This window comes from Streptomyces sp. NPDC052079, from assembly GCF_040680275.1.
Classification (GTDB): Bacteria; Actinomycetota; Actinomycetes; order Streptomycetales; family Streptomycetaceae; genus Streptomyces.
This window is the reverse complement of sequence record NZ_JBFAWL010000014.1, coordinates 61629-74609: the sequence shown is the minus strand read 5'-3', so window position 1 is coordinate 74609 and position 12981 is coordinate 61629. Positions and strand designations below refer to the sequence as shown.

Annotated in this window: 11 protein-coding genes; 4 read left to right on the top strand and 7 right to left on the bottom strand. The window is 69.9% G+C overall.

Going from position 1 to position 12981, the window contains the following annotated elements:
- Positions 1-7: 7 nt before the first annotated feature.
- Complete coding sequence (locus AB0L56_RS20920; protein WP_365425218.1) at positions 8-4450, top strand: hypothetical protein; 4443 nt, start codon at positions 8-10, stop codon at positions 4448-4450.
- Positions 4451-4476: 26 nt separating this feature from the next.
- Here the strand turns inward: AB0L56_RS20920 and AB0L56_RS20915 are convergent, their stop codons facing one another.
- Both AB0L56_RS20915 and AB0L56_RS20910 read right to left on the bottom strand, forming a co-directional pair.
- Positions 4477-5163, bottom strand: coding sequence for a hypothetical protein (locus tag AB0L56_RS20915; RefSeq protein WP_361032044.1), 687 nt, complete (start codon positions 5161-5163; stop codon positions 4477-4479).
- Between the two features lie 19 nt (positions 5164-5182).
- Complete coding sequence (locus AB0L56_RS20910; protein WP_361032046.1) at positions 5183-5875, bottom strand: peptidoglycan DD-metalloendopeptidase family protein; 693 nt, start codon at positions 5873-5875, stop codon at positions 5183-5185.
- Between the two features lie 211 nt (positions 5876-6086).
- Between AB0L56_RS20910 and AB0L56_RS20905 the strand changes: the two genes are divergently transcribed.
- The gene (locus AB0L56_RS20905; RefSeq protein WP_361032049.1) at positions 6087-6851 is read left to right on the top strand and encodes a BTAD domain-containing putative transcriptional regulator; all 765 of its coding nucleotides are present in this window, start codon (positions 6087-6089) and stop codon (positions 6849-6851) included.
- Between the two features lie 34 nt (positions 6852-6885).
- Here AB0L56_RS20905 and AB0L56_RS20900 read toward each other — a convergent pair whose 3' ends face one another.
- Entirely contained in the window at positions 6886-9111 is a 2226-nt protein-coding gene (locus AB0L56_RS20900) for an endonuclease (RefSeq protein WP_365425215.1), read from the bottom strand.
- A gap of 277 nt (positions 9112-9388) precedes the next feature.
- Between AB0L56_RS20900 and AB0L56_RS20895 the strand changes: the two genes are divergently transcribed.
- Positions 9389-9967: a dihydrofolate reductase family protein gene (locus tag AB0L56_RS20895; RefSeq protein ID WP_365425213.1), complete on the top strand. Its 579-nt coding sequence runs from the start codon at positions 9389-9391 to the stop codon at positions 9965-9967.
- Here AB0L56_RS20895 and AB0L56_RS20890 read toward each other — a convergent pair.
- Complete coding sequence (locus AB0L56_RS20890) at positions 9949-10659, bottom strand: helix-turn-helix domain-containing protein (protein WP_365425211.1); 711 nt, start codon at positions 10657-10659, stop codon at positions 9949-9951. The two genes, AB0L56_RS20895 and AB0L56_RS20890, sit on opposite strands and share 19 nt — an antisense overlap.
- Positions 10660-10775: 116 nt before the next feature.
- On the opposite strand from AB0L56_RS20890, the gene AB0L56_RS20885 reads away from it, so the two are divergent.
- Positions 10776-11642: a GNAT family N-acetyltransferase gene (locus AB0L56_RS20885; RefSeq protein ID WP_365425209.1), complete on the top strand. Its 867-nt coding sequence runs from the start codon at positions 10776-10778 to the stop codon at positions 11640-11642.
- Between the two features lie 48 nt (positions 11643-11690).
- Here AB0L56_RS20885 and AB0L56_RS20880 read toward each other — a convergent pair whose 3' ends face one another.
- Genes AB0L56_RS20880 through AB0L56_RS20870 form a run of 3 tightly spaced genes read right to left on the bottom strand, consistent with a single transcriptional unit; the run spans position 11691 to position 12729 of the window.
- Complete coding sequence (locus AB0L56_RS20880; protein WP_365425344.1) at positions 11691-11975, bottom strand: MGMT family protein; 285 nt, start codon at positions 11973-11975, stop codon at positions 11691-11693.
- Positions 11976-11983: 8 nt separating this feature from the next.
- Positions 11984-12511 carry a DUF488 domain-containing protein gene (locus tag AB0L56_RS20875; protein WP_361032064.1) on the bottom strand — a complete coding sequence of 176 codons (528 nt, stop codon included), beginning with the start codon at positions 12509-12511 and terminating at the stop codon, positions 11984-11986.
- Positions 12508-12729: a SpoIIE family protein phosphatase gene (locus AB0L56_RS20870; protein WP_365425207.1), complete on the bottom strand. Its 222-nt coding sequence runs from the start codon at positions 12727-12729 to the stop codon at positions 12508-12510. Before AB0L56_RS20870 ends, AB0L56_RS20875 begins: the two co-directional genes overlap by 4 nt.
- Between the last annotated feature and the right edge of the window lie 252 nt (positions 12730-12981).

Below are 12981 nucleotides of genomic sequence, written 5' to 3'. Positions count from 1 at the left end.
GGAAGTGATGATGAAGTTCGAACAGAGAGTGTTGTGGACAGTGCTCCCGGCGGGCCTGTCGGCGGACGGCACACAGGCCAAGATCTCCGTCCTCGTCGCTCCCCGCCTCGGAGTACCGGATCCGGAAACGGCGACCGAGTCGCCGCCGCAGCAGCCCCGCGGCACGTTGCGACCGTTCCGCGACTTCCTCGCCTGGCCCGAAAGGATCACGGACGCGACCTTCGAATTCGGGCCGGGTGACGGCGTCTCACCCTCGTTCAGCGGTCCCGTCCGGCCATCCGGCACGGCTCCCGACAACACGCTCTGGACGAAACTCTTCCATGGTGACATACCGCTGGAGCCATACGTCTTCGAGAACATGGCCCCGCGAGCCCAAAGCGCCCGCACCTACTCGGCCAAGGCTGCCGCCCGCACGACCCGGACGTTGTACCGGGCGGCGGCGAGCACGTCCCCGGAGCAGCCCCCCGAAATGGGCTCTGTCATGCAGGGGATGATGAACACCGAGAAGCCAGGACTCGCCTCCCGGGCCTTTGCCATGCGCCAAGCTCTCGGGGAAATGGCGGCCTTCCACCGCCCTGCGGTCCAGAGCGCACCGACGCTCGCGAGCGGCGAGGCCCGACAGGATCCCGTACCGGAGAAGCCCGACCCGGATTTCCACCAGATGCTGACCTCACTCGGCGACCACCCGGCGCTTCTTCGACGGCTCGGCCTGATCCTGGACTTCCTTGTGCCGGTCGAGCGCATACCCGTCTCCCCGGGCGACCACTTCATCAGTGTGGTGCCGCACTGGGAGTCCGCACTCGGACCGGCTTCCCGGGACCTGCCCCCGCGCACCCGCTATGTCTTCCTCCCCGACCGCAAGCTGTTCGTCGCCGCGTCCCGGAAGGCCGACGTCGACCCGCTGGGCTCTCCAGCGCTCGGACTCGTGGCGCTGCCCGAAGCGGACTTCTCGCTCGAGCAGGCCGACATCGACGCGGCCGCGCTGCACCTGGCGGACCTCGCCCGGGACCGCGCCGAGGCCGGTGGTGCCGTACCGGATCCGACCGATCCGTCACCCGAGAAAGGGCTGGCTCCGGTCCGTACCCAGGGGATCTCCCTGGTCAGGGACGCCCGCAAAGATGCACTCATGGAGGAGTTCGTCAAAGCGGCCCAGCACCAGGACGCGGCCGCCGCCGCGCTGGCGGGGCGGCAACAGGAGGCGGACGGCGGCACGAACCGTCCGGACTCTTCGGCCATGCCCGACCTCTGTGCCGACGACCTGGTCAGGGGCCACCGGATGGACGTCTGGGACGACTCCCGCGCACACTGGTACTCCTTGCACGCACGCACCGTCCAATACCGTTCCCCCGGTGGGGACGAACCGCTCATCACGGTGTCCGACGAGGGCTTCTTCCAGGTCAACCTGGTGTCCTCGCCGGAAGGTGCCGAGACAGGCGAACTGCGCATTCCTGAACGGATCATGACCTGGGAAGGCTGGTCCCTGTCGGCTCCCCGTCCCGGACGGGTCCTGGGCATCGGGGACGGAGCGCCCGACGAGGTCGTCGAACCCGCCAACGAGGCGCAGACGCACCTCCCGCTGGAAATCGACACCAGCGTGCAGAAGGGCTCGCTGCCCCGCCTGAGGTTCGGCCATCGCTACCGGGTACGGCTGCGCACCGTCGACCTGGCAGGCAACGGGCTCACCCTGGGCGAAGCGAACGCCCTGATGGACCGGGAGGACAGCGGCGACTGGGTGCTGCCCGGGGACGGGCCCCTGATGTTCCGCAGGTTCGAGTCCGTGCCGGCCCCTGCCGTGGTGCCCAGACTGCACCTCCACGAGGGTGCCTCGGTGGTCCGGATGGTCATCCGGAGCACCCCGGGCAGCGAACCGGGCCCGGTCGGCGGCGCGCCCCCCGACCCCGGCACACGGACCATCGTGCTGGCCAACGTGCGGCCCGGTCTGACGAACGACGACATACGGGTCGTACAGCAGGCTCTGATCGCCCGCAACCACCCCATTCCCGCCGGTGCCACGGGGCACTTCGGGCCGCAGACCGGGGAGGCCTACGCCGCGGAGCAGCGCGAGCAAGGCTTCCGCGGCCGGGATGCGGACGGCATCCCCGGCTGTCGGTCCCTGACGGAACTCGGCCGCAAGAGCGGATTCGCCGTCGACTGTGACGCAGCCGCCGGCGAATCCGGAAGGACGGGCGGAAGCAGCCGGGGCACGGAACCGGCCCGGACCGCCGAACAGTACGCCGCCGGTCTCAACAGCTCACCGCTGGTCACGACAGGTGACCACACCCCCTTCAGCGGTGTCGACGAACGGCACCTGGTGGCTCCCAAGGCCTCACTGCAGTGTGTCGAGCGTCACGGGCTGCTCGACGGGGCCATCGGTTCCCCCGACCGAGCCGCCAGGGAAGCCGGCTATGCGCTGGCGTCCCGCGAGAGCGGTTCGCTCAACGACGCGGCTCCCGGCGTGGAAGTGACGCCGGTCGACTCGCCCGCCGCCGACCCCGAGCACCCCGTGACAACCGCTCGGCACCCAGGTGAACAGGTCGAACTTCCCTATCTCCGGGAACCCATGGCCGACGGGGCTCTGCTGCTGGACCTGCCGGGCAGGGAGGACGGCAAGCCGTTCGAGGTGCCGTGGGGAGGAAGCGACTGGCACCGGCCCCGGTCGTTCCGGCTCAGGCTCGCCGAAGGCGACGCTCCACCTCACTTCGACGAGTCGTCACGCGTGCTGACGGTCTCGCTCCCCAAGGGGCAGGTGGCCACCGTGCGGGTGTGCTCCGCCATCCGGTTCGACGAGAACCTGATGGGCCTGGCCGCCTGGTGCAGGGAGCAGCCCGGTCCACAGCCGGCACCGGCATCCGAGCCGCAGGACGGAGAAGTGGACGGAGAGAATGCGGCACTCCAGGACGAGGAGCGGCAGCGGGCTTCCAGGGCATTGGAACTGGCCGCGGCCGGGCGCCACTGGATGTTCACGCCCTCGCAGGAACTCACCCTCGTTCATGCCGTGCAGCGGCCACTGAGGCAACCCGTCCTGGACCTGCGAGCCACAGAGCACCGACCCGCCGGCGCCACGGCCGAGCACCTCGCCGGAACGATCAGGCTGGACCAGGGCAGCACCGATCGGATCGAACTTGTCGCGAACTGGACGGAAGTGGTCGACGAAGGCGATGAAGGCCGTACCGAACGCCCGATGACCACGCCGGTCTTCGATCTCCTCACCGCAATGCTGCCCTCCGAACAGGGCACGAACACCGTGCCCGCCATGCTTGTGGACGGCGCCCTCACCTTCAACACCCGCATCACCGAGGAGTCGGAGGACGCGAAACGGACGGAACCGAAGAAGCAGGAGTTCGGCGACACCAAACATCGCCGGGTGCTCTACCACCCGGTGGCCGGAAGCAGATTCGGCGACTACTTCCCGTCCCGGCTCGCCCAGGACGACCCGACCGCGCTCACTGTGCAAGGCACGGCTGTCGCGCACTCGATCCCCAGCAGCTCCTCACCCACCGCACCCGGAGTGCTGTACTGCGTGCCCACGCTGTCCCTGGAGACCGTCGAAGGCGGCCCGGGGACAATCGTCCGGCGACGCACCGGCCGAGGCATCCGGGTATTTCTGAAACGCCCCTGGTTCTCCTCCGGAGATGGCGAACTCCTCGGCGTGGTGATCGGGCCGGCACCCGGAGCCGGCAGCAGTGCCACCGACGGCCTGGACGTGACAGTGATGGGCCGTGACCCCATCCACCGCTCCGCTGACGTCGTCGCCCCCACGGTATCGACGTTCACCAACGCGGTGCGGCACGCCGAGAACGTCAAGCCGGCTCCGTCCACTCAGTCGTCAACCAGGGTCACCGTGGTGGGTTTCACGCCGCAGTTCGACCCCGAGGGGAACCGTTGGTTCTGCGACCTGGATTTCGACACGGGGGACATGTACCTGCCGTTCGTGCGGCTGGCCCTGGTCCGCTACCAGCCGAACTCGATCCCGGATGCGGAGATCTCACCCGTCGTCGTCACCGATCTGGTCCAGACCCTGCCCGACCGTGAACTCCGGGTGCGGCTGGACGACGTGCCGACCGTGAGCGTCACGGGCCCGTCGTACGATCCCGTCGACTCCCCGCCGCCCCGGATCACGGCCACCGTGCAACGCCGCACCGCCGTCCCCGACGAGGACCTCGCCTGGGTCCCGCTCCCCGACACGACCGTGACGCTGACCTCGATCGACGCCGCGTCCACACGGACCCCGTCCTACGTCGGCCAGGTCCCGTTGCCGTCCGGCGTGCCGCGGGACCGACTCCGCCTCCTGGTCACGGAGACCGACGGCATCCCGCCCGACGCGGGTACCCCGCCCACCACTCCCGGGCCAGTGGTGTACTGCGACACCGTCCCCCTCCTCGGCGACCACCGCAACCGTGACGGCCACAGGCATGACCGTCACCGCCACGACAACGACCCCCACCGCTGAGTGGGCCCCCGGGAACGCAGGTGTGTCTACGGCAACTGACCGTTCACCGGCAGGAGGTCGAAGAAGTGGTGCTCGGCGGCCGGTTCGTAGCGCAGGAGCGCCGCGAAGCGGACCACGCGGACACTCACGTGCTTGATCGCCTCCGGTGCGGCCTCGTCCAGAGATTCACGCACCGTGCCGTGCCAGTAGCCCGCGTCGGTGAGCGGATCGCCGGTCGGCTCCTCGGCGGCCCCGGAAGAGTGCACACTCACGGGCAGGTACAACCGCGTGACGCCCTTGTCGGCACAGGCCTCGGCGAGCCGCCTGCCCGTGAGCCCCTCCCCATGGCGCACACCGGGAGCGAACTGTTCCAGCGCGACCACAAGCGGCAGTTCCCCCACGCAGGCCCAGCTCTGCGGGAAGGCCTCGCCGTTTGCGTGCCCGCCCTCGCCGCTGTCCCGGACCTCGTAGGGCCCGCCGGCACCGCCGGGATCGGGCCGGGGGCGGTCGTCGAAGTACGCCCAGCGCCAGCCCTCGGTCCTTCCGTCGGCGTTGCCCGCCGCGGCTCCCTCGGCCCAGGCGTCCATGTAGCCGGGATGGCGGACGCTGCGTGTCGGGGGAGTGTGCGGGGGTGAGCTGATGCCCGCGTCGTAACCGTGCTGCCAGCCCCGGACCTCGACGGGTATGAACACCCCGGGTTCCGTGGGAATCGGGTGGGGATTGTGCTGAGGCATGGAAATCTCCCGCGACCGTTTACCAACTCGGCTTCGCCACGTTGCCGTACGACCAGGTGGAGCCCTTGGACATCTCGAAGTGGAGGTGCGGTCCGGTGGAGTTGCCCGTCTTTCCGACCGCGCCGAGCCGCTGACCGGCGGATACCTTCTGCCCCGTCCGCACCTGTCGCTGCGACAGATGGCAGTAGGTGTAGACGTGACCGTTGTCGGCCTTCAGCCCGATCCACTGGCCGTACGCCCCGCCCTTGCTGTTCGACCAGGCGATGGTGCCCTTGCGCACCGCCACCACGGGAACGCCGGAATCGGCGGCGAAGTCCTGTCCGGTGTGCCGTCCGACGCCGTCGGGCTTCCAGGCGTAGGGCCCCCGGGCGAAGAAGCCGAAGGTGACCTTGTGGCCGGGGACGGGCGACGGCACACGACCTTTGCCGGAGGTGCCAATCCGCCCGGTGCCGGGTGCGGCGCCCCGGCAGTCGACGGCGAAGCCGGCACGGCGGCCGAGCGCGGTCAGCGACGCGCAGCCGGGGACACCGTCGGCGTCGGCTCCCCTGAGGCCCTGGGCGAGTTGTTCGGCCCGGTACGCTGATTTGGTCTCCTTGCCGAAGAAGCCGGTGGCTCCAGCCGGTATTTTCCGGCCGCGGGCGATGAGCGCCTTCTGCACGGTGCGCACATCCTCGTTCCTCTTGCCGAACTGGACGTTGGACAAAGCGACCATGGCGAACTCCCGTCCTTTCGTCACTCAGGGCGTCACTGCGCGCGAAGGAAGTCGTCGTCGATGGATCTGTCATGTCCGACGCTACGGAGTCACCGTCAACGCGACGTCATCCTGACGTCATCGGTTGCAGGAGGCGGACCCGCACCGGAAACTGGTAAGGGACGGCGTTCAGATGCGCGCTCACGCAGCACCCTGTGAGCGAGGCGATGAGATGGTGTCCCCTCCCCAGCTGCGGTTGCTCGGCCAGTTCCGGCTCGAACTCGCCACCGGGGCTGTGGAACTGTGCCGCAACGGGCAGCGACTGCTGGCGTTCATGGCCCTGAGAGGGCGGGTCTCCCGCACGGTCCTCGCCGGCACGTTGTGGCCCGAAGCCACCGAGGAGCACGCCCGGGGGAGCCTGCGCACCACCTTGTGGAAGCTGCCGCACGGCGAGCCGCCCCTGATCGGGTGCTGCGGCGACTCACTGCTGGTCACCCCGGCCCTGCACGTCGACGTTCACGCCCTTCAGCAGACGGCGCTCGATGTGGTGGAGGACTGCAACCCGCCCTTCCGTAGCCAGCCGCCCCTGAAGCTCCTGACAGGTGAGGATCTGCTGCCGGGATGGGACGAGGACTGGGTACTGCTGGAACGTGAACGCCTGCGGCAACTGCGCCTGAACGCGCTCGACATGCTGGCCGAGGCCCTGATTCGCCAGGGCAGAACGGCTCTGGGGATGGAGGCCGGCTGGGCGGGCGTACGTGCGGAACCCCTTCGGGAGAGCGCACACCGGGCCATCGTGTCGGCGCATCTGGCGGAGGGCAACGTCAGCGAGGCCGTGCGCCACTACGACGCGTTCCGCCGGTTGCTGAGCAAGGAACTGGGCGTTGCCCCCTCCCCCCGGTTCGCCCGGATGCTTCCCGAGCGATTCTCCGGGCGGCCAGCACCCCGCAGCGGAGCCCTGCCCCGTCGGGACGGGCTCCGAGGGTGGTTCCGATAGGCGTCAAGCCCTGTGGTGCCGAGCCCCTGGTGTGTCAGGGCCATACGCCGGCGAAGTCGATCTCGTGTGCCCACTCCGGATGGTCTATCAGCGGGTTCCGGTTGCCCTGGATCTCCGCGACGGCCGCGTTGCGGTGCAGTTCGTACTCGGAGACCGGCTCGTTCTCGTGCCACCGCAGCAGGACCGGCAGCCGGTCCTCGGGGAACTCGCGCGCCACGTCGCCGACCTGCCCCGGGTAGCGGAGAAGGAAGTACAGAGTGGCGCGGGCGACCGCGCCCTTGCCGTCCTGCGGTTCGAAGCCCGTGCTCTCCCGCATCCCGCAGGCGTCGCGGACCGCTTCATCGAAGTCGGGGAAGTCGACGTAGGGGAAGTTCCCGCGGAAGCTGTTGCAGCCCACCTCGCACGCGAACAGGTGATGCAGGTCGCCCCGCATCGGCTCCTGCTTCGCGAACCACGACTGCGGCACCACATGCTCGCAGTTGAACGGCAGCGACGACTCCAGGGCGTCGAACTCCGCCTCGAATTCGGCCGGCCCCGCCGTGCTCTCCTGCAACAGGAGTTCCTGCACCCTGGCCAGGCGGGCCTCCGCCACGGTGGCGTCGGAGCGTATGAGTTCCTCCGCGGAGAAGTCCCTGCCCGAGTAGATGCTGTGCAGCCGGCCGTCCTTGTGCAGGTCGACCCAGGGGTAGACCAGCCTCATCGGCTTGTACTTCGGCTGTGGCTCGTGGGTCTCCGTCAGCAGCGTGGTCAGCGCGCGACGCAGCGCATCACCGCCGCCGCCGACGTGCGCGTAGTAGGCGTCGCGGGCGGCGTGGTCCGCGGTCCGGTCGTAGTAGGGGCGTTCCCGCGCGAGCCGGTGACTGGTCAGGGCCGCGTCGACGTCCTTCTCGACGGCGGTCATGACGTCCGGGCGTCCGGGCGGCCGGGGTGCGACACCCGGCGTCGCGGCGCGCGCGGGCGGCTGTGCGGAGGGAGCGGCCTGCGGGGAGGGGGCCGTGCCGAAGCCGAGAGTGATACGCAGCGGGACGGTGAGGTGGATGGTGCCCCCGGCCACGTGCGCCCGTTCCTGTGCCTGCTCCGGTGCCTGTGCCTGTACCTGCGCCTGTGCCGGTGAGCCGTCGGTCCCCGGCCGGGTGGGCCCGCCGTTGGGGGAGGGCAACGGAAGGGCGCTCTCCGTGGGGGACGGGGTCAGCCCCGTCAGGAACACCTCGTCCCGCAGCCGCGCCGCCTCGCCGGTCAGGGGCACTTCGTGCAGGGCCCGCAGTACGCGGCTGATCCGTACTCCCTCGTTGGCCCGCCAGGCCAGTTGCTGCTCGCCCATGCCCGGCCGCCACACGGTGCCGTCGACGCTCAGCGGCCGGCCGGCGGCGTCGGTCTTCGGGACCGCCGAGTGGTGGAGCGCGACGACCTCCCACTGATCGTTGAACACCGCGGAACCGGAAGAGCCTTCACGGGTGTCTGACTCGTAGTGCAGGAACCGTTCCAGCACGTCGACGATCTGGTTGTCGCGCAGTGCGATCTGTTTGGGCTCGCCCCGCGGGTGCTGGATGATGTTGACGAACTCTCCGACGACGACCTTGCCCTCGGCCTCGCTGAGCACCAGCCGGCCGAACGACGAGAGGTCCTCGCCTTGCACACTCTGGGGGGCCACCGCGACGAGGCTGTAGTCCAGCGCCCGGTCGGTGACGAAGAACCGCAGGGGCTCCAGCGCGAAGACCGCCGGCACGACCGGACTCCCGTCGATGCCATCCTGGAACCCGAACGCGACCTTGCTGCGGCTCGCTTCCTCCGTGCTGGGCAGCACATGGTTGTTGGTGAGCAGCAGGCGGGGGGAGACCATGAATCCGGTGCCGTGCCCGCCTCCCGGCCCGCTGATGGTGATCCGGCCGACCGACCGGGCAGCCCGGGCGCCGTGCTCCAGAAACGCGACGGGGGTGAGATTGTTGCGGCCGATGAGGCGCTCCAGGCCCAGCACTTCACTGGTGAAGGTCTCCGGGGGAAGCTGAAGAGTGCTTCCCGCGCTGCTGGCGGGTTCCGTCGGCGTTTGCTCGATCGCCCGGACCATGGCCCAGTCCGCGCCGAGACGTGCCAGCCGTTTCTCGACTCGCTCGGGTTCGTCCGCGTAGAGGGGGCCGCGCGTCGCGACCACGGACTGGTTCCTTTCCCGCCGTTCGCTGCGGTTCGCATACCGCGCTGCGGCCATTGTCAGCTGTGACAGATAGTCCGACTCTCGATCGGAAGCGAGTTCGGCCGTGGCCATGATCCGCCTCCTGGCCTGTTCGATGGTGGCGGTCGTGTCGGAGACACGGTTCCTTGGGGGCAGACGGGACGGCGCCCGGTTGCATGCGCCGGCTCTGCCGGGGCGCACGTACGAGGTACGGCGCCACACGCGCACAGTGCTTCCTGCTACCGATGCTTCCAGACAAAAGGTGCATGTGCAAAGGAACGGCCGCTGTCGTTTCTGTCCAAGACGGCCGCCATGTCGGCGATTTACTGTGAACCCGGCAGTCGGCCACCGAGCCCGAGGAGACGGCACCATGCGCACATTGGTCTACACCGGTTTCATGTCGCTCGACGGCGTCGTGGACTCGCCCGGCGGTGGACCGGGGGAGGAGCACCGCAGCGGTGGTTGGGTGTTCAAGGACCTCGACTTCGTCGAGGAGGCCTGGTCGCTGAAGGCCGAGGAGCTCGCCGACACGACGGCGCTGATGTTCGGCCGCCGCAGTTACGAGGCGTTCGCGCCGGTCTGGCCGGGCTCACAGGACCACGCCGCCTACAAGGAGTTGCCCAAGTACGTGGTGTCGACCACGCTGCCCGACGACGCCCTCGTCGACGGGTGGGGGCCGACGACGATCCTCCGCTCTACGGAGGACGTCGCCGCGCTCAAGGACGGGGAGGGCGGCGCGATCTTCATCCACGGCAGCGCGGAGCTGGCCCGACGGCTGTCGGACGAGGGCCTGATCGACCAGTACCACCTCCTCGTGTTCCCCATGCTGCTCGGCGCCGGCAAGAGCCTGTTCGGCCGGGCCGACCGGGACAAGCACATGCTGACGCTGCGGGAGTCGGAGAACTACTCGAACGGGATCCTGAAGCTGGTCTATGACGTCAGGCGCTGATCCACATCGAGGGCGATCGCGCCGCCGGTGCCCTCGCGCAGTTGCCGGGCGGTGCGTCCGACGTAGGCGCGCAGCGCCCTGGCCAGGTGCGGCTCGTCGAAGTAGTCCAGTTTGGCGACGACATCGGCCGCCCGGTCTCCGGCCGCCAGCAGCTCCGCCGCCGTGCGGGCCCGCTCGATCTGCCTGACTGCCCCCCGTGTCAGCCCGGTCGCGGCGCGGAACCGGCGTTCGACCGTGCGTCCCGAGACGGCCGGGGGCCGGCCCCGCAGCACCTCGGCGACGAGCGGGTCACGGACCACGGCCCCCGCCCGCACGAGACGCTCGACAAGGGCCTCGGCATCGTCGGGGCCCGGCGTCTCCCAGCGCCCGCCGTCCAGCCGGAACGTGCGCCGCGTGGTGTCGGGGAGTTCGACCCCGCCGTCGACCAACGCGGCCGTGGACACCGTCCGCAGCGAGGTGCCCACGGCGAACTCGATGCCCATGAAGTGCGCTCCCTCGGGCACCGGCGCGGTCCCCGTACGGGTCTCCGGACCGGTGACACCCGCGTACGCACGGCCGTCCTGTTCCCAGAACACCAGGCCCAGGCGGACTCCGGCCACCGACGTCATCGCCGTGACCTCAGCGCTGGTGCATGTCCACACGGTGTCGACCCACGGGGAGTCGGACCGGCGTGTCTCGAACCGCAGTCCCACGGGGTCACGGTACGCCGGGGGAAGACCGTCAGACGAAACCGAAGCCCTCGTAGATCCTGCTGTTCGGCAACGTTGGCCCCTTGCCTCGGACCAACCCGCGTCAGGGATCATGAGGCATGCTCCCGGACGACTGGCACCTCACCCAAGACATCGACGGCTTCCTGGCCCGAGCCGGCCACTTCCTGCGCTCGCGCCCCGCCCTGCACAACACGCCTCTGACGGACATCGAGAAGCTGCGCACACGCACGGCGCACCGACACGGCCCCGAAGCGGCCGTCCTCGGCCGGCTCGAGTCGGACGGCGAGGTCCACGCGATCTTCTACCTCACCCCCGGCGGCCGTCTGGGCCTCACGCCCCTCGCCGCCGGGCAGACCGACACCCTCGCGGCCCACCTGGCGCGACTCGGGCACTCTCCCGCCCACGTCATCGCGGACCACGACACCGCCGGCGCCTTCGCCGCATCCTGGCAGCGGCACACGGGCGCGGCCTCTGCACCGTTCTGGCGGACGCACCTCTACCGTCTCGGCACACTCACCCCGCCGCAACCGCTTCCGGAGGGCCGGGGGCGCATCACCGACGGAGAGGACCGTGAGCAAGTCATACGCTGGTGCCGGGAGTTCTGCGTCGATGTCAAGGAACAGCGCTCGATCGACCTGATCGACGCCGGCTCATGGGACGACTCGCGCTTCGGCGACAGGCACTTCACCTTCTGGGAGACGCCGGACGGCACCCCCGTCTCCATGGCGGCCAGGACGTCGAACATCGACGGCATGGTCCGCGTGGACCCCGTCTACACCCCGGCCCACCTCCGGGGCCACGGCTACGCGGGGGCCGTGACGGTCGAGGTGACCAGGGCCGCGCTGGCCTCGGGAGCGACGGACGTCGTCCTCTTCACCGACCCGGCCAATCCCACCAGCAACGCCCTGTACCAACGCCTCGGGTACGTCCGCATAGCGGACTTCGCCGGACACAGGTTCTCCTAGTGGCCCTCCGGCGCGGCCGGGCCTGAGCCTGCGCGGCACCGACAGCGGTCACACCGGCCACCGGTGCCGCGCACGCGCCATGTCCACCCGCTCACCACGCATCGGCGCCCCCTCCTCGCGCAGCAGCCTGGGCGCGCGCCCGCCGTGACAGGAGGCCGGAGTACCGTCGGCGTACACCACACGCCACCAGGGCACGTTCTCGTCCAGCAGGCTCATGGCGCGTCCCACCTGCCGCGGGCCGGCACCGATTCTCTCGCCGATGTCGCCGTAGGAGGCGACCGAACCGGGAGGAATGCCGGCGACCGCGTCCCGGACGTCCTCGACCAGGTGCATGCCGGGCATCAGCGGGGCGGGGGATAGGTCAGGGAGCCGTCGCTGACCTTCGCGTGGGGACTCAGGACGGCCGGTCTTGCCGACGTGCTCGACATGATGTGGACGACCTCCGTGCCGGAGACGATCAACGCGTCCGTGATCAAGCGCCGATGGCAGCGCCATGGCACCGCTTCGCTGCACATGATCGCGGGCCGTTCGTGCCGGGCCAGTTCCCGCAGCTCGGCGAGCCCCTTCGCGAACGCGTCGGTGCTCATGTAGTCGGCGTAGTCCCGGAAGGCCTTGACCCGCCACGCCCCGTTCGCGCTCGGCACGCCTGCGGGCGTATGACGGCGGCCTCCCAGTTCCCGGATCCAGCGGTACCCGATGTCGGGTGGCAGGGCCTCGACGATGGCCGACTGGTTCCACTGCGGGTACTTCCTGGACGAAGGGAACGACCGGACGTCGACCAGGCAGGTGACCCCGTTCGCGCGCAGCAGGCCGAGCACCTCGTCGAAACTGCGTGTCGAGTGCCCGATCGTGAAGACGCGCTCGTTCATCGTCGGTCCTGCGGCAGTCGTTCGACCAGGATCACGGCCACATCGTCCGTCGAGCGTCCCCCCGTGTGACGCAGCAGCGCCCGGTGCAGTTCTTCCAGGAACTCCTGGGGTGTCGTGTCGATGCGGATCCGCTCCATGGTGTGCTCCAGCGCGAACAATGTGTCGTCGAGGTCGCGGGCCTCCCGGCACGTACCCAGGACGACACCGACCACCCGCATCCGTACCGGGTCGGCACCGCCTCGTACAGGTCACCGCCTTTCTGCGCCGCGTCCCGGCCGCCAGGCTGAGGCTGGCCGCCCCACCGGACCCAGCCGCGCAGGCACCGGCCGGAGGACGCCCTCCTGTGCCGCCATGGCGATCCGGCGCACCTTGCGCGGCGAGCGAAGTGCCCAGCACATGCGTCCAGCCTGCCCTGCCGCAGGACACGGCTCCACTCATCACCGGCCTCGGGCGCAGGGGACCCCTGGCCC

Coding starts and splice junctions, on each gene's coding strand:
- AB0L56_RS20880 (WP_365425344.1), bottom strand. CDS start 11,975: ATGCACCTGGTCGAGGACGTCCGGGACGCGGTCGCCGGCATTCCTCCC.
- AB0L56_RS20875 (WP_361032064.1), bottom strand. CDS start 12,511: ATGAACGAGCGCGTCTTCACGATCGGGCACTCGACACGCAGTTTCGAC.
- AB0L56_RS20920 (WP_365425218.1), top strand. CDS start 8: ATGATGAAGTTCGAACAGAGAGTGTTGTGGACAGTGCTCCCGGCGGGC.
- AB0L56_RS20910 (WP_361032046.1), bottom strand. CDS start 5,875: ATGGTCGCTTTGTCCAACGTCCAGTTCGGCAAGAGGAACGAGGATGTG.
- AB0L56_RS20915 (WP_361032044.1), bottom strand. CDS start 5,163: ATGCCTCAGCACAATCCCCACCCGATTCCCACGGAACCCGGGGTGTTC.
- AB0L56_RS20870 (WP_365425207.1), bottom strand. CDS start 12,729: ATGCGGGTGGTCGGTGTCGTCCTGGGTACGTGCCGGGAGGCCCGCGAC.
- AB0L56_RS20900 (WP_365425215.1), bottom strand. CDS start 9,111: ATGGCCACGGCCGAACTCGCTTCCGATCGAGAGTCGGACTATCTGTCA.
- AB0L56_RS20895 (WP_365425213.1), top strand. CDS start 9,389: ATGCGCACATTGGTCTACACCGGTTTCATGTCGCTCGACGGCGTCGTG.
- AB0L56_RS20905 (WP_361032049.1), top strand. CDS start 6,087: ATGGTGTCCCCTCCCCAGCTGCGGTTGCTCGGCCAGTTCCGGCTCGAA.
- AB0L56_RS20885 (WP_365425209.1), top strand. CDS start 10,776: ATGCTCCCGGACGACTGGCACCTCACCCAAGACATCGACGGCTTCCTG.